At 34.9% G+C, this 17,174-nt stretch carries 12 protein-coding genes; 9 read left to right on the forward strand and 3 right to left on the reverse strand.

The features are described 5' to 3' along the window. Positions 1-10: 10 nt before the first annotated feature. Both IPJ91_00545 and IPJ91_00550 read right to left on the reverse strand, forming a co-directional pair. The gene (locus IPJ91_00545) at positions 11-934 is read right to left on the reverse strand and encodes a hypothetical protein (GenBank protein QQR93630.1); all 924 of its coding nucleotides are present in this window, start codon (positions 932-934) and stop codon (positions 11-13) included. A 99-nt stretch (positions 935-1,033) separates the two neighbouring features. Continuing rightward, entirely contained in the window at positions 1,034-2,650 is a 1,617-nt protein-coding gene (locus IPJ91_00550; GenBank protein QQR93631.1) for a L,D-transpeptidase family protein, read from the reverse strand. 169 nt (positions 2,651-2,819) lie between these two features. Here IPJ91_00550 and IPJ91_00555 point away from each other — a divergent pair, with 169 nt between their 5' ends. From IPJ91_00555 to IPJ91_00595, 9 genes are all read left to right on the forward strand, one after another. Next, positions 2,820-4,145 carry a hypothetical protein gene (locus tag IPJ91_00555; GenBank protein QQR93632.1) on the forward strand — a complete coding sequence of 442 codons (1,326 nt, stop codon included), beginning with the start codon at positions 2,820-2,822 and terminating at the stop codon, positions 4,143-4,145. Positions 4,146-4,270: 125 nt separating this feature from the next. Next, positions 4,271-7,336 carry a hypothetical protein gene (locus IPJ91_00560; protein ID QQR93633.1) on the forward strand — a complete coding sequence of 1,022 codons (3,066 nt, stop codon included), beginning with the start codon at positions 4,271-4,273 and terminating at the stop codon, positions 7,334-7,336. A 72-nt stretch (positions 7,337-7,408) separates the two neighbouring features. Continuing rightward, positions 7,409-7,735 (forward strand): 50S ribosomal protein L31, encoded by a 327-nt coding sequence (gene rpmE, locus IPJ91_00565; protein ID QQR93634.1) that lies wholly within the window; start codon positions 7,409-7,411, stop codon positions 7,733-7,735. Positions 7,736-7,941: 206 nt separating this feature from the next. Further along, on the forward strand, positions 7,942-9,411 hold the full coding sequence (locus IPJ91_00570) for a hypothetical protein (protein ID QQR93635.1): 1,470 nt from the start codon (positions 7,942-7,944) through the stop codon (positions 9,409-9,411). Between the two features lie 78 nt (positions 9,412-9,489). Continuing rightward, entirely contained in the window at positions 9,490-10,785 is a 1,296-nt protein-coding gene (locus tag IPJ91_00575) for an MFS transporter (protein ID QQR93636.1), read from the forward strand. A 34-nt stretch (positions 10,786-10,819) separates the two neighbouring features. Then, positions 10,820-11,206: an HIT family protein gene (locus IPJ91_00580; protein QQR93637.1), complete on the forward strand. Its 387-nt coding sequence runs from the start codon at positions 10,820-10,822 to the stop codon at positions 11,204-11,206. A gap of 4 nt (positions 11,207-11,210) precedes the next feature. Continuing rightward, positions 11,211-11,678, forward strand: coding sequence for an HIT domain-containing protein (locus IPJ91_00585; GenBank protein QQR93638.1), 468 nt, complete (start codon positions 11,211-11,213; stop codon positions 11,676-11,678). A gap of 14 nt (positions 11,679-11,692) precedes the next feature. Then, positions 11,693-12,946: an MFS transporter gene (locus tag IPJ91_00590; GenBank protein QQR93639.1), complete on the forward strand. Its 1,254-nt coding sequence runs from the start codon at positions 11,693-11,695 to the stop codon at positions 12,944-12,946. A 40-nt stretch (positions 12,947-12,986) separates the two neighbouring features. Further along, positions 12,987-14,609, forward strand: coding sequence for an ATP-binding cassette domain-containing protein (locus IPJ91_00595; protein QQR93640.1), 1,623 nt, complete (start codon positions 12,987-12,989; stop codon positions 14,607-14,609). A gap of 231 nt (positions 14,610-14,840) precedes the next feature. On the opposite strand, the gene IPJ91_00600 is transcribed toward IPJ91_00595, so the two are convergent. Continuing rightward, entirely contained in the window at positions 14,841-17,174 is a 2,334-nt protein-coding gene (locus IPJ91_00600; protein ID QQR93885.1) for a DEAD/DEAH box helicase family protein, read from the reverse strand.

A 17,174-nucleotide genomic window follows, 5' to 3' on the forward strand; every position in this document is an offset into this window, starting at 1 on the left:
TATCTGTCAATCAAAGTCCAAGTGCCTTGAGGGCATCTTTCAAGGTTTTTTGATTTGCAATATCTGTTGATAAAGTTTTTTTAAGCTCTATTATTTTCAATTTAGTCAATAGATACTCTTCGACCCAATCGTGTGTTGATAGTAAATCATTATCATCCAGGAGAGCTTGTATAGATTTCTCGGTTAATGCACCTGTTTTGTTGTATCCTTTCTTTATTACTTCGCGATAGAGGGAAATTCCACTTCTGTCATGCAAAGACTTTGTCAGTGCGTCAATTTCACTTCTTACGCCATTTGTTTTCTGCTGTGCTTGATGGTATTCAGTAAGTGTCAAGATTATTTGACTCAGATTGTCTAGAGAACCTTTTTCTTGGAGAGCTGCATACACTTTTGGCTTTTCTTCTTCCAAAAATTTCCTTAAGTCTTGAGTTATATTGGCCAATTCGTCAACTGATGGATTCACATTCTGAAGTTCTGGATAATTGTTTTTTAACCATGTAGTAATTACTCTCATCCTGCCACCTGTTTCTTTAGTTTGTAATTGAGCTGGAGTTAATTCTTTTCCACGTCTACTTTTAGAAGGTTGCGGACTTGTAGGTTTTGCGACAGGTTCTTGGCTTACTTTATTTGTAGGTTTCTTTGCAGCTTGATTATCATTATTGTTAGTTTTGTTTAATGGATTCTTTTGAGCTTCATCTAATTCTCTTCTTAAATCAGTATTTTTCGAGCGAAGATATGAGCAATAACCTACAAGGACTAATGCTATAACATACCCAGTGGCTGCTATAGCAAACTCCAGGTCACTTTGTTGAAGTCGCACTGTTTCTCGAATGGTTCCATGTAGTTCCAGTGAATGCAATGCAGGTAGTAGTACTGCTGCTATTTTTTGAAAACTTTGATTTCCATAACCTTGTTTTTCTGTTGTTGGGGGCATCTCTGATCTTGGTATTTCCATAATATTGAATATAGCCTTTGAAAATAAATAGTTAAACAAATATCTAAACTAATTACACCATATTATACCATAAAAAAATCATTTCACAATACTTACACTAGTTCCAATTTCTGCCCAATTATACAACCATTTTGCATTTGCATCGCTTGGCATCACACATCCATAAGTTACAGGATACCTACCAACTGATGCTGCCCAAGAAGTGTACTTCGCTCCTTCAGGACTTGTAGGTATCCCATGTATACCATTTACTGATCCTCCTGCATAGTAAATGCTGAGCCAGTAAGGCATCCATATTTCATAATAACCCCATGCATTTGGTATTTTGTCAAAAACGCTGAACTCTCCGTATTTCGTAGGATGTTTGGCTTCTCCGGTCGAACTTGCAAAACTGCGGATAATTTCATAGTTCTCAATCACATAAGTATATTGACTGCTTACATCAGTTATAATTCTTTTGCTGTTTTCTTTGCCACCTCTACTTAGCACATAGCTATCAAAACTTTCTCTAGCTTTTTCGAAGTTTGATTTTGCATCTCTGTAACTTACAAATTCATCTGAAGTGTCAATGTCAACTTTGGTCCCAAGATCACATCCATAAAATGTGCAAATTTCGAAAAGTGAATTGTACTTTCTAACTAAATTTTGAGTTTCTTCCCTCAAACTTTCAAGAAGCTGAGTTTTTTGACTTACCACAAGCTGATTTACTTGATCAAAACTTTCTTCTAAGCTTGTATAGTTTTCGTCGTTGAAATTTGATACGAGGTTTGTATAGATGGCTAGAAATTCATCTTTGTAAGTAGATGTATCAAAACTTAGTTCATCATACTTTGTGTAAGTTTCTCCTCCAACTTTGATCAAATTCACGATGTCCTCAAGATACTCATATCTTTTTGTCAATTCTTCGTTCAGTGCCTTTGTGCTTTCTGTAGCTTGTTGAAGCTCATTTTGACTGAGCAAAGACAATATCTCACTGTACTTTGCTTCCAATCTTACGGAACCTAAGTTGGGACTAATGTCTCTTGTCCTGGTCTCACTAGCTTCATCTTTTTTGTTTCGGTAGTTCAAGATAGAATTTTCTTGACTTTGTATCTCATCAAAAACAGACTTTGAGGTTTCGAGTTTCTTTTGCAGATTTTGAATTGGAGATAACAAATTTGCTTTTTGACTTTCTATACTGAGTGCTAGTTCGTTGTTGAGTTTTTCAAAAAAACTTTGGTCAAGTATGTAGTTCAAAAAATACCCAGCTTTTGCAGTTCTTTTCTCGGCGATCTTTCTGTCTACTTCTGTTAGGTCAAATCCTTTGGTTTTGTAGTAGCTGAGGGAAACATCGTACTTTGTATCTTCTCTGTTTAGCTCATTGTACTTTTCCTTTGCAAGATAGTATATACTTATGACAAAAACAAACTGCAACAGTAGAAGTATCAAGATTGACAGAAGTATAGCAAAAGTCTTTTGATTTTCGCTTTTGTTGGGAGGAGGTTTTTGTGAAATTTGTTTTGTACTTACTGTCGGGCTTGTCAACACTATATTTACTTCTGGAGTTAGGGTAGTGGTAGTTTCGATCGGATTGTGATTTGAAGTACTTTGTTGGCGTAGTTTTTTGTTTTGCTTTGATTTTCTTTTCTTTTTGCCCAATTTCTTTTGTCTGCTGCAAAGCTCTTCATTTGCAATTGAAGATATAGTCTCAGTCAATATACAAAATTTCCACAAATTTTGCTAGAGTTATTTGGATAGAAGCGTATTTTTTGGTTTCTGATCTTTGAAAAAATGTTTTGCAATTGGTTTGAAGTTTGGTATAATTTCTTATCTAAAATCAATTTGCACTGACTTGGGAAATAGGTCGGTGGATTATATATAATATATGCAAGGAGGTGAGGTGATCCAAAATACATATGATTTTTTCGCTTCCCAAGAAGGTAGTCATATGTTTGAAACAGTGAGATGTGGTATGAAGGTACTTGCTAGACATCTCGCGAATTCAGCAAAAAGTGCCTATCAAGCAATGGGATCAGCTATAGATGAGGCAGGATATCAGCTTCGAGGTATAGCTATGGAGGCTTCTCGTCAACCAAAACGCTTTGCTACAAACATAGGGCTCAGCCTTATTATAGGTTTGTCAGTTGCTAGTTGCACAAAGCAAGGAAGCGAAACGCAGGTTGTAGCTCCAATCACAGAAGAAATGCCACCCATTCAAGAGGGTGGTGATGCTCAAGAAATTACTACTACATTGACAATCACCAATGAGCAAGCTCTAGTAGATGTTGCACAAGTAGGTCCTAAAGGTATATATACTCAAACAGTTCCAGAGCAACAAGCAACTGAAATCGCAGGAGAGTTTGGTACTGGTGGACCAATCACCACCACCGCCGAGATCACAGACACAGTCGCGCTATCCGAGACAATGCCACTGGTCGTGGAAGCACGGGAGGTTGAACCGGTAGATATCGAGAAGATATGGTCTGCTATCCGGGATGCTTTGTGGAAAATTGGTCTGGAACCGGTAGTGGCAGTAGCGAATAGCTACGAGGGAATTAGGGTTCCTGTCGAAAATGAGGAGGGCAGGATGGTGCTTAGGGAAGTTTCACCAATCTCCATTCAAATTGAAGTGAGACCGGCTGATGGTACTCCTGATACCAGGACTTTTGCCGAAGCTTTGACTGAGGCAAGTACTCCACTTTCTGACAAAGAAAGGCAGGATATGGTCTATTTTCTCAATCGTGGGTTGTTGAAAGTTCTTGATGCAGGCAAGAACGCTGATGTGAGAATTGCAGGCAGAGTGAAGCTCAGTGATTTGCAATACTACATTTCAATCTATCTGGGTAGCCTTGATAATGTTTTAGAGTTTATCGACGCCCTCAACGGTGAAAAAAAATTGCCACGGATGTCGCCATTTACAAATATCAATGGTGGAATAGCAAGTAATGCAACCTATTTAGTTTCCGTTAGTGAAGTGGCCAATCAAGAAGCAGTTGGATCTATATCTGAAGAAGCGATCTTTGAGTATGTAGAGATTGGAATTAGTGAAGAACTCAAAAGACTTCCACAAAAAGAGATACTTGAAATCTGGTTGGATTTTTTGGCAGCTCAATATAACGCAAAGCTCATGCAAGATATAGTAAAAAATATGAACCAAAAATTTTTTGATGGTGAGGAACATTTCAGGATAGAACAATTTCAAGTACCTTAGATAAATTGATTAGTCACTGCCAGATCAAAACCCAGCTTCTCGTTTTCATACTCGCTCTTTTCACGATATTTTTCTTCTTTTCCACGAAAATAGAGGCTAGTAATCCTGTCTGTAGCGATGCCATAATGACTTGCAATAAATATTGTGAGTATGGTTCCAAACCTCGTCCAAATACTCCAATATGGAGAGAATGTTGTACTGAGCAGGATGCAGCTATTCCAGGACGGTGTTCTGCTCCGGGTGAGATCGTCACGAAAATGATTTATTGCAATCAGATACAGTGCGTAGATGCTTTGATCTCGTATTGTCCTATCGGTGAAAGACCTGGAGGCCAAGTCTGTGCAATGGTCTGTCCACCCGGTCAGATGGTTGATCCGACCGGAACCACCTGCATCCCGATCACTTCTACTTCATCGAGAACCAGCTACTCGAGAACCAGCACAACGACAAGAACAAGGACAAGCACGACAACCCGAACGACGACATCTCTGCCTACCGGCTGTGGCAGTGATTGTATCGCTTGTACAATCGTTGATGTCCCTGGGCATTGGATACGAATAGATCCAAACAGTAATGCGATTTGCAATGCGCAGATCCACCCGGCGACTGATTGTCAATGGATAGGTCCAACTTATCGATGTCCACCAAACTCATATCAAGGCAGGTGTGCACCATTGCAGTATTGTGAGCCAGATTATAGTTGTGTACTCGGAAACACATGTTTTGGGCAAAATCCTACCACGGATAGGATATGTATACCTGATGCTGGCACTGGTTTTGTGCCTGGAAATGAAATCAGAACTTGTGATACTTGTGGACTAGTTGGGGTTGACGGCATACTACAAAGTCATGTAGATGATGAGTGTATGATAGGTGTGAATTCTGGAGTTGCATGTGAAATCAGGAGGGCAGGTAGCAATACAGGTTATTCGGGAAATTCTGACGCGTATGCTTCAGTTCCTATGTGTAGAAATGAAGCAATGGGCCCAAACAATCCAGCTGAGTTTGAAGTTATATGTAGATCGGGAAGGGAAGATCTTGATAATGCAAGATGGAACATACAATCACTTACTTCTACTTTGGGACATCCTACGGCTCCTGGATTTCCTGGAGGTTCTGCTACTGAAATTCGATTCTCAGTCTTTGTGACTTATCCAAATGATGCGATAGATAGATCAGAAGATACTATAACTATAACTGTTGGTGATGGAGGAAGTGCATTTGTTTCGGAATGTGGTGTTGGTCCTGGTGGAACTGCTTGCTCAAACAATATGGACTATCAAGGTGAGCATACTGCAACCGTTAGTATCAAACAGCTAGTAGATACAATTCGACCAGCACTTTCGCGAACATCTGATTTCAAAATCACAAATACACGATGTTTCACAAATCCAGATCCGGTAAGTTGTGATCCAAATACTATACTTGGATCAGGACAAGTTAAGTATGACTATAAGGCAGTTGATACATCAGGTATAGTTCAACATACAGGTTTTGCTGGACCAATAAACTTTGATACTACGATTCCACTAAATTATCAGTTTCTGGCGGAGTACAATTTTGGAGGATTTGGTTTTGCTGGAGGATTACCTGGTGTTGGTGCAAATAGAAATTTGATCACGAGTTTCAATTATTATAGTTATTCTGCAGGAAGTGGAATTGATCTAAATAATCCACTTCTGGGTAGCGATGTCATCATAAGGCCAGGATACTTTTCTGGTGATAATGATTCGAGATATCATTTCAAGTATATATATAGTGGAGGCAGTGTTTCAAATCCTGTGTTCTATCGAGACAACAATCTGTCTGTAGTCTATACTTTAAGGCCACCAGATCAACCAATGAGGAGTCCCATAAGTTTCAGATGGGGCAATGGGGAGAGTGGAGTTTTGGATTTCTATGCAGAAAGTTGGAGCGCAGTCGATATGTTTTGCAATTGGAGAGGAGGTGATAACTCAGTATCTACTTTGTCAGTTGGCAATCCATGGATGAATACGATTGGAGGAAATTTATTTCTAAAAGGAGCATTCAATCAGTTTGAAAATCACCCTTACGAACTTCCATCGATAAACTTTTCCATTCCAAAAAGTATAGCCGAACGGTATGGTGGATCTCAAAATACTGACCTTACTACATATATAGCAAGATCAGAAAATATAGACCTAGGTCAAAATGTGAGTAAAAACGATATGACTTTTGCATCAAATGGTGAAAGTCTTCTTGATGTATACAAATTCACGAAAGGTAGATACGAATCATTGTATGATTACTTCAAAAATCTGTTTGGAACAGTAAATAGGTATGACAAAAGATCCGAAATATATTGTGGTAATGATTCAAACAAATCACTGTACCTCAAAACGAATCCAAACTACAACAATGTTTGGATATTTAATCAAAGCATAGAAGATTACTTATTGCACGGGACTGATGGGAATGGACATCAAACTTGGCTTGATAATGAATCAAACACTTTACTAAGAGATAGTGACTGTATTGGGAATGCAAAAGCTATAGTAGTTGAAGTAAATGGAAACTTGCAAATGAGAAACCATAATGACGAAAGGAATTCACCTATATATGCAAGTACAAAACCAATCATTTTTCTTGTTGATGGTAACTTGACTATTGATGAAAATATAGAGAAGAGAAATGGCAATACTATAATGTTTGTAGTGAAAGGTGATGTGATAATCTATGGTGGCAAGAGTAGGTCAATGTTTGATTCCAAAACAGTGACTCAAGAACCCTCAAGCGATACAATAGATGCAACTTTCTTTGTAGATGGCAAGTTCATCACTATGCCGGATGATGGTGAAAGTCACAATATAAATGGAGTTGACTATAACGGTCAAACTCAATTTGTGGCAGATTATCCAGATATGTATCCGAATGTAGCAGATGGAGAGACTGTGATATGGGATTCACTGAAGATCAAAGGTTCAGTGATAGTATCGGGACTTTGTCCAAACCAAAGATCAGCTCCTATATACAATGCTGATGGAACTCTGAGACAAAGTGGTATACAATGTAAGTCGCATTTTGGAAGAGATTTGATATTGGTGCAAAATTTCTTGTACCCAGCTGAAAGCATCATCTATGATCCTGCTTATCTATTTGACTTCAAAAACTTACTAAAAGGTGTACCTCCTTTCAATATAAGAGAAACAGGGTATGATCCTTTTTTGTAAACTTCTCTCGAAGTAATTCGCTGGCTTATATTTTTTCTTGAGTTAGTATCAAATTGTGCTATAATCATCTTCATGAAAAAAGGCATTCACCCACAATATTTCAAACAAGCAAAGGTTTTTGTAGGAGGTCAATTGGTCGGGACTGTAGGATCTACCAAAGAAGAACTTCATTTGGATATACACTCTTCAAATCATCCGTTTTGGACTGGAGCACAAAAAATTATCGATACTGAAGGTCTTGCTGATAAGTATACTAGAAGAAAAGAAGGTGCGAAAAATGCTGATGAACTGAAAGCAAAAAAAGAGAAATTGAAAGCAAGAATAGAAAGATCCAAAGCAAAGTCTGTAGATACCGACACAAAGAAGATAACTTTGAAAGATATGTTGAAAGCAAAATAATTTTTGTTTTTGACTGTCTTCAAAACTTTCAAACAGCCTCACAATCGCTTAATTACCATATATTACATAGTATTATATGCGGTATTATATAGACATAACTTTTTCTTGCTATATTTACTAAAGAAGCTTTCGCAAAAACACGAATTTCACTTTGAGATAAGATATCTAGGTTGTTAGATTCCTTGTTTGTTGATATAATCACACTCGTGCTAGATAAAATCAAAATAAAAGGGGCCAGAGTTCATAATCTAAAAAATGTTTCTCTAGAATTCCCGAAAAATAAACTGATAGTATTTACCGGCGTTTCAGGTTCTGGTAAATCAAGTTTGGCTTTTGATACATTGTATGCTGAAGGGCAAAGAAGATATGTTGAATCACTAAGTTCTTATGCAAGACAGTTTCTAGGTATGATGGAAAAGCCAGATGTAGATTATATCGAAGGACTTTCTCCAGCTATTTCGATAGATCAAAAATCAACAAGTCACAATCCAAGATCGACAGTAGGAACTATAACTGAGATTTATGATTATCTGAGATTACTCTTTGCAAGAGTAGGGACAGCCTATGATCCAACTACTGAAGCAAAATTGGAATCACAAACAGTCCAAGAAATAGTCGAAAGAATCATAAATATTCCCTCGCTTGTTAGCTTCACACAGGAAGTGCAAGAAAAAGGATCAAAAGTTGATACAAGTGAATTAGGCAAATCGAATGTTTCTGGGGTGAAGATTATGATTCTCTCTCCGATTGTCAAAAATAGAAAAGGAACATATGAAGAGCTTTTTCAAAAACTTCTTTCGCAAGGATTCACACGAGTTCGAGTAAATGGAAATCTGAAAAGTCTCGAAGAAGAAATCAAGCTTGATCGCTACAAAACTCACAATATTGACTTAGTTATAGATAGATTGGTTCTAAATACAACAGGAACTGCTGCTGAAAAAGAAGACGGTGAAGCTCTAGGTACTTTGAAAAGTGAACAAAGGAAAAGAATCACTGATTCCGTAGAACTCGCACTCTCAAAGGGGGACGGACAACTAGCTGTAAACATTATTGACACAGATCAAGATATCGTGATGTCAGAATCAATGGTTATGTCAGATGGTTCAGCTTTTCCAAAGCTTGAGCCAAACTTGTTTTCATTCAATTCTCCAGTTGGTGCTTGTCCTAGTTGCAACGGTCTTGGCTTCATAATGGAAATAGATCCAAACTTGGTTTATAATCCAAGACTTACTATTTCCGAAGGTTCGATTTATCCGTGGAGTCGAAGTTGGGACATGAATGGAGGTTGGTACCGAACGATGCTTGAACAAGTAGCAAAGAAACATAAAGTTGATTTGAAAACACCGATGGGAAAATTGGCAAAAGAGAAGCTATACTTGATTTTGTATGGAACTGGAGATATGACTTATAAAGTGACAATGGAGTCAGGGCATAGCTTCAACGGTAAGTATGAGGGTGTGATACCAAATATTTCTCGTCGTTTCAAAGAAACTCAAAGTGACTACATAAGAGATGAACTTAAGGAATATTTTCGTGATGTAGATTGTCACGAATGTGAAGGGAAGAGATTGAATAAATTTGCCTTATCAGTCAAGGTAGGAGAAAAAAATATTTGGGAAGTCAGTAATATGAATATTGCAGAGGCATTGAGCTGGATAGATACAATAGCAAGCTAGTTATTCTCAACGAATGTAACTATAGGGTATTTTGAAATTTTGCAAGACAAGTAAATTAGCTTATATACAATTCATATAATGAAGAAACATAAAAAAAGTATTTCAACAAACAACAAAATAGTTTTTTTCATAACACTATTGGTAGTTTTTCTAGATGTGTTCGGATTTACGCTAGTTATACCTATACTTGCAAGTATGATTCAGTCACCTTATGGAGTTTTTTACAATGTAGTTGATCCAGCTGATAGGAATTTACTCTACGGCTTTCTGCTAGCAAGTTACGCACTTGCTTCGTTTTTATCTTCTCCAGTTATCGGGCAATTGTCTGATAAATATGGAAGGCGACGACTTCTGGCTATTAGTGTAGCTGGTTCATTTATTTCTAGGATATTTTTTCTTTTAGGTATTCTTACTCTGAATTTACCATTACTTTTTGTATCGAGAGTTCTCGATGGTATAACTGGAGGTAACATAACAGTTGCAAATAGTGCAATTGCAGATATCTCATCAAAGGAAAACAAAGCAAGAAACTTTGGCTATGTAGGTATGATAATGGGGTTGGGTCTTCTTTTGGGACCTTTTGTAAGTTCAAGGCTGTCGGATATACAAATTGGTGGAATGGTAGGAGTCGCAACACCTTTGATGCTTGGTATAGTACTTTGCTTCATAGCTTTGATCTTGATTGTATTCAAGTTTCGTGAAACAAACCAATATATACAGAGTGATATGAAGATAAATAAATTGAGTGCTCTTATGACAATAAAAAAGGCGTTTAGAGCTAAAGGAATAAAAACTATATTGATAACAAGCTTTCTTTTCACTTTTGGTTTCAATTTCTTTGTAAGTTTCATAAATGTGTACTTGATTGGACTGTATCAATTCTCACTTCTTGATATGGGAAATATTCTAGTTTATATAGGAGTTTGGGTTGCTGTGGGTCAAGGTCTGCTAGTAAAGCCACTGTCAAAAAAGTTTAGCACCAGAACTATAGTGATTTTCGGACTCATCCTTACAGGATTTGGATTGATGACTCCCATCATTCCTTCTATACTACCATCTGTTGGACAGCATGATAAACTTATATACTTACTAGTTCCCCTTTTTGCGGCATCTTATGGATTTACTTCACCAAATATCATAGCACTTGTTTCAAATGCAGGAGAAAAAGATGAACAAGGAGAAGTCTTGGGTATAAATACCTCGATCCAAAATCTTGCACAAGCAATACCGCCAGTCTTGGCAGCTTATTCTTCAATTATTTCAAATACACTGCCTTTGATAATTGGCGGATCATCTATGATTTTTGGAGCTTTGATACTTTCTACATTTTATGAAAACCAAAAAACAGAGAAAATCTTCAAAGTGAAAAAATGAAGTATTTGCCTAAGTTCAAATTTAAGTTTACTATATGACAATTTTTATAAAAATCATCAACAAAGAAATACCAGCAAGAATTGTAGATGAAAACGAAAGTTTCATAGTCTTTCTTGCAAAAGATCAAGTAAACCTTGGACATAGTCTACTAGTTCCAAAAGTTGAAGTTGATCAAATCATAGATTTAGAAGATAGTTTGACTTCTGACATGTTTGTATATGCAAAGAAAGTTGCAAAAGCTATAAAACTTGCTACCAATTCTGATCGAATCATTTATACAATTCATGGTTTTGAAGTTCCACACCTTCATTTGCATTTAGTACCAGCATTCTTGGATCAAGACAATGATTCTATAAAACAATTTTCAGAACAAGAATTAGATGAAGTACAAAAGAAGATAAGAGAAATTTTAAATAATTAAATTTATGGCTGTAATTTATGAAACAGAAAATTTTATAGTTAAAACTTATACTACACCCGAAGTTCCGCATAATGATAGGCTTGATGGAGGCCATATAATTATTTCACCAAAAATTGAAGTAGAATCAAGACAAGATTTAACCCCAGCACAATTAGTTGAATTTATTTGGTTATCAAGTATAGTTGGTGAAGCAATGACAAAAGTTTTAACTGAAAAAGGAATTGAAATAGGAAGAATAAATTATCAAGATAACGGGAATTATAATCATAAATTTCACCTACATTTATATGGCAGAGCAAAATCTGCAACCAAACAGCCTTATGGAAAACCTTTTGTGATTTATACAGAAGATTTTGAAAATTGGAAAGATAATAAACCACTAACCCAAGAAGATATAGCTAAAATTAAATCTAAAATAGAAGAATTATCAACTTTGAAAAAATATCAAAAACAATTATTTAAATTTAATTAACCTTTTTTAATATTATGAAAAAATCTCCATTATTTACAATTTTTCTAACAGTCTTTATAGACTTGATTGGTTTTTCAATAGCAATTCCTATATTGTCAAGCTTGATACAATCACCATTTGGCAAGTTTTTTCCACTTATCGAACCTAGTCAAAGGAATATTGTTTATGGATTTTTGATTGCGAGCTACCCAATAGCTGCTTTTATCGCAACACCTATAATCGGAGAATTGTCAGATAAGTATGGCAGAAAACCACTTTTAGCTATAAGTTTGATTGGGAGTCTTTTTGCACGGTCTCTTTTTATACTAGGAATTGTAAATGCAAATTTACCGTTACTATTTATCGCAAGATCACTTGATGGTATCACTGGTGGAAATATATCTGTTGCACAAAGCGCAATAGCTGATGTGTCAACCCCTGAAACCAAAGCCAAAAACTTTGGGATAATTGGCATGGCATTTGGACTCGGTTTTGTCTTGGGTCCATATATTGGTGCAAGACTGGCAGATTATCAAATCCTTGGTTTAGACAAAATCATCACACCACTTCTTTTTGCAACAGTTCTTTGTTTAATAAATATACTTTCGGTATTTTTTGTATTTCCAGAAACATTGAAAGAAAAGTCCAAGAGTGTAAAAGTTAGCTTTTTTAGTGCATTTAGAAATGTCAAGAAAGCATTTTCGATCAAGAGTTTAACAGTGATTTTACTAGTTAGCTTTTTGTTTAATTTTGGGTTTAACTTTTTCACTAGCTTTTCGAACTATTACTTCATACAAACTTTCAATTTCACTTTTAGTAATATCGGAGATTTGTTTGCATATATAGGAATTTGGATTGCTATAACTCAAGGTGCAATAGTAAGGCCTCTTGTCAAAAAGTATCCAGCAAGCAAACTTGTCAAATTTGCATTACCATTGACTTCACTTGGATTACTACTGCTTTTGTATCCAAAAGTATTTCCAAACCTAGCAGGAAATTCAAATTATCTTTACTTAGTCCTTCCTGTCTTTGCTATATTCAACGGAATAGTAACTCCAAATTTGATAGGTTTGGTTTCAAACTCAGCAGATCCAAAGGAGCAGGGCGAAGTTTTGGGAATCAATGCAAGCATCGGAAGTCTTGCTCAAGCAATTCCTCCAATTTTGGCAGCATACATAGCAAATATTAGCAACGAGCTTCCTCTTATAGTTGGAGCTGGAGTGATTTTTGTGGCTTTTCTAATTTTTGCAACTAGTTATAAAGAGCAGAAGTTTAAAATTGAAGAATGATTCCAGGTTATAGATACCAGCAAATCATCAATCTCAAACAATGAGTTTAATGGCAAATTTAAGCTCTCAACAAAAAACAATTGCCAAAGAAGTTTTGAAAGAACTCAAAGCCCGACTTGGATTTCTAAATTCAGTTGGCTTAAGTTACCTAACTTTATCAAGAACTGCTAGAACGCTTTCTGGTGGTGAAGCTCAAAGAATCCGACTTGCTTCACAAATTGGTTCAGGTTTGACTGGAGTTTTGTACATACTTGATGAACCAAGTATCGGACTTCATCAAAAAGATAATGAAAGGTTACTCGAAACTTTACTTCATCTTCGAGACATAGGAAATTCAGTTGTAGTTGTCGAACATGATGAAGATACTATCAAACATGCAGATTGGATAGTTGATGTTGGACCAAAAGCCGGTGAACATGGAGGAGAAATTATTTATAATGGAGAACTGGATGATTTTGACAAAGTAGAAAATTCTCTAACATCTGACTATATTTCAGGTAGAAAAAGTATAAATAAAGATAATATCTTAGCTAAAGTTGCGACATTCGATAAAGATTTGACTGATCTTGAAAATGAAGCTGGGACAAGACAATTCATGACAAAAAAAGTTGCAAAGAAAGCTCCGGAATTAGCTTCACTCAAAAAAGCGGATGTTTTGAAAAGGCAAAAGGATTATTCTATAAAAGTAATCGGAGCAAGTGAGAATAATTTGAAAAATATCGATGTAGAATTTCCACTTGGCAAATTTATCTCAGTTACTGGAGTTTCTGGATCTGGTAAGTCAACTTTAGTTAATGATATTTTGGCTAAGTCTTTGATGAAAGATATTTATGATAGTAAAGAAATTCCTGGTAAGCACGAAGCAATAACTGGATTCGAATATATAGACAAAGTTGTAGTTATAGACCAAAGCCCAATTGGTAGAACTCCAAGATCAAATCCAGCAACTTATACTGGGGTTTTCAACTATATTCGAGATATTTTCGCAGAAACTAAAGAAGCAAAAATCCGAGGTTATGGTCCAGGTAGATTTAGTTTCAATACAAAAGGTGGTAGATGTGAAAAATGCAAGGGTGATGGAGTTTTGAAAATTGAAATGCAATTTTTGCCTGATGTTTTTGTAGAATGTGAAGCATGTCATGGTAAAAGATATAATGAAGATACTTTGCAGATTGATTATAAAGGCAAAAATATTTCGCAAATTCTTGAGTTGACAGTTGAAGATTCAGTTAAATTTTTTGAAAAGATTCCTTGGGCAGAAAATAAACTCAAAACTCTTGAGAAAGTTGGACTTGGTTATATCAGACTCGGTCAATCAGCAACTACACTTTCTGGAGGTGAAGCTCAAAGGGTGAAACTTGCAACTGAACTTAGTAAAAGGCAAACTGGAAAGACTGTTTATATACTTGATGAACCTACAACCGGACTTCATTTTGCAGATGTTGAGAACTTGCTTCTTGTACTTCATTCGCTTGTCGCAAAAGGAAATACTGTAATTGTAATTGAGCATAACTTGGATGTAGTGAAAACTTCAGACTGGATAATTGACTTAGGACCAGAAGGTGGTGATAAAGGTGGTCAAGTAATAGTTGCAGGAAGTGTAGATAATGTGAAAAGATGTGAAAAAAGCTATACTGGAGAGTGGTTGAGAAAGATCAGATGACAATAGTTTTACAGTTTGGAACTCAATCTCCAAACTTGATTTGTCCAGAATTATTATTATATATTGTCATATTTTGTTCAAATTCTTCTTTGGTAATTTCATTCGAAACTTTTGAATATGGAACTTTTATAATTTTTCACTTTCAGTTCAATTCTGTTTTTTCTAATTATTTAGACAATATTCCTCTCAAGTCTCCGCCTGTAATTGATGAAAATGCTCATTAGTAAAAACCTAAAATTCTAAATTTTCCCAATCGCGCTCGTTTTCATAAACATAATTCTCTTTTTTGTTTATTCTCCAACTAGGATGTTTAAAATCGGCAATTCCTCCCATAATTTCAAAATCATAACTTGCTTTTTTCGCTTTAATCCATTCTTGAAGTGTTTTATTTTTGTCTGCTGTTTCTTGTGACATTGCAGTACTTCCTGATTTTGTATCAAGCAAATAAACTTTGTTTTCTTTTTTTATAATAAAGTCTGGATAAAAAAGCCGGTTTTTCTTTTCTTGTGTGTCGTAGTATTCAATAGCAAAAACATTTCTTCCACTATCTTCTTGCTTATGCCACCAATCAATATCTTGTGATTCTAAAAATTCAATAAATTTAGTTTCATTATCTTTTCCTTTGTAAACTTTTTTAATATAAAATTTTTCATAAACATTTTTTGATGCTTTTAACTCTTCAAAATCTTCTGTATAACTCATTTCTTGCTCTGGAATTAGAGTATCAAAAATATCTTTTTCTTCTTTTTCTTTTATTTCAATATTATAAGTTGTTCTAAAATCAATAAGTGCTTTGTGAATAGCTTTTTTTAACTCGCTATTTGGATTTAAAAGTTCATTTACAATTATTTTATACCAAACACTTCTATCTAAACCAAACCTTGTACTAAACCAAACATTTAAAGCCTGTTTTAATTGCCCCCATGATCTTGATGGATTGTATTTTGCTTCGTCAAGTTGCTGCTTTTTTAGTTCTTCAAAACAAAGTAAGTTATAAAGTCTTTCAATATCTAATTGTGAAAAATGATAATCTAAGTTTTTACCTTTATCTTTAATTTCTTTTACAAAATTATCAAAACTTTCAATTTCTGCATCAACGATTATTTGATTATTTACGTTTTCTTGATAAAGATTTATTTTCCCCTTTACTGCTGTAATATTTTCAGAAAAGTCTATAATTAAATTATCTTTGGTTCCAAAATATTCATCTAAAGTCTTTTTAAAAGATTTTTGCCATAAAGGAGGAGGTGTCAAAGTATTAAAATCTGTTCTGTGATGAAAAATTGTTTCAAGTCTAATTTGTAAAACATCTTTTTTAAGTTTTGTATAATAAATCGGAGATTTGTTTCCGTTTTCTACTTCTTTTATATCTTTAATATGACTTTTATTATAATTTGTGTAAATATATGCTTTGTTTAGTTCTTCTTTTTCATAATGATGGCCTTCAGGCATTCTTTTTATTCTCCCTATTATTTGAGTATGAAACGAAGGACTTCCAATTTCTCTAAACATAACCAAAACATCAGCTCTCGGACAATCCCAACCAGTCGCAGGAGCTACTTTGAAAATCATGAAATTAACTTCATTATTATTTTTTTCTATTAACTCAAGATTTTTCTTTTCGTTTGATAACCAAATGGCAATTTCATTTTCTTTTACTCCTTTTTGTTTCAAAAACGACAAAACCATATCTTTTTTGTTTGTTGCTACATCTTCTTTTTCTTTTTCATCACTTGGAAGTTGTATAAGAACAAGAGGATTGATTCCAAGTTCTAAATCGTCATAATATTTTTTTAGTTCTAATCTTTTTTTGAAAGCAAGTTCAAGCATTATTTCATCTTCACTCAGTTCTTTATTTTCAAGTTTTATAATCTCTTCTTCTGTTTGGATAATGATTTTTTCTTTTATCAGCCCACTTTTGATCACATCTTCTTCCAAAACTTCTACAAAACCTGCTTTCTTTTGATTTATTTCACTAATATTTGGCAAGTCTTTTGGGGTTGCTGTAATTTTTAAAATAATTCTTGGATCTATAAGTTCAATAACTTCATTTGCAAGTGTTGTATTCGTTTCCGTATGTGCTTCGTCAATTATCAAAACAAGATCTCTTTCTTTTTTTGTTTTTTTAATAAATTCATCAAAAACTCCAAATTCTCCTTCTGTGTGTTCGTTTGGTTTTTTTAATTTTTTTGATTCTTTATCTGTTCCTTTTATTTTTGCCCAGTTGATAAAGAAAATATTGTTTTTATAAAGTTTTCCTTCGCTTAAATTATTTATATCTTTCAAATTCATATCAGTACCTTCATTGTAGTAATGATAGAGTTTATTTTTTGATTGAGTATAAGACTCATCTCCACCAAAAGAGATCCATAAATATGCCTTATCTTCATGAAATTGGTAATTATCATCAAGACATCTCAAAAATTCTGCCATCATTATGGTTTTCCCTGCTCCAGTTGGAGCTTTAAAAATAAGAGGGATTTTATAGTTTCCCGTTTTCCATAAATCCAAAAAAGTAAGACTTAATTGATTTATTGCCGATTCTTGAAAATCTTTTAAATGTAT

It is taken from the genome of bacterium, assembly GCA_016699595.1.
Taxonomy (GTDB): domain Bacteria; phylum Patescibacteriota; class Dojkabacteria.

Excerpts from the sequence above, each read along its gene's own strand:
- IPJ91_00545 (QQR93630.1), bottom strand. The coding sequence starts at position 934 with ATGCCCCCAACAACAGAAAAACAAGGTTATGGAAATCAAAGTTTTCAA.
- IPJ91_00555 (QQR93632.1), top strand. The coding sequence starts at position 2,820 with ATGCAAGGAGGTGAGGTGATCCAAAATACATATGATTTTTTCGCTTCC.
- IPJ91_00560 (QQR93633.1), top strand. The coding sequence starts at position 4,271 with ATGACTTGCAATAAATATTGTGAGTATGGTTCCAAACCTCGTCCAAAT.
- rpmE (QQR93634.1), top strand. The coding sequence starts at position 7,409 with ATGAAAAAAGGCATTCACCCACAATATTTCAAACAAGCAAAGGTTTTT.
- IPJ91_00575 (QQR93636.1), top strand. The coding sequence starts at position 9,490 with ATGAAGAAACATAAAAAAAGTATTTCAACAAACAACAAAATAGTTTTT.
- IPJ91_00580 (QQR93637.1), top strand. The coding sequence starts at position 10,820 with ATGACAATTTTTATAAAAATCATCAACAAAGAAATACCAGCAAGAATT.
- IPJ91_00585 (QQR93638.1), top strand. The coding sequence starts at position 11,211 with ATGGCTGTAATTTATGAAACAGAAAATTTTATAGTTAAAACTTATACT.
- IPJ91_00590 (QQR93639.1), top strand. The coding sequence starts at position 11,693 with ATGAAAAAATCTCCATTATTTACAATTTTTCTAACAGTCTTTATAGAC.
- IPJ91_00595 (QQR93640.1), top strand. The coding sequence starts at position 12,987 with ATGAGTTTAATGGCAAATTTAAGCTCTCAACAAAAAACAATTGCCAAA.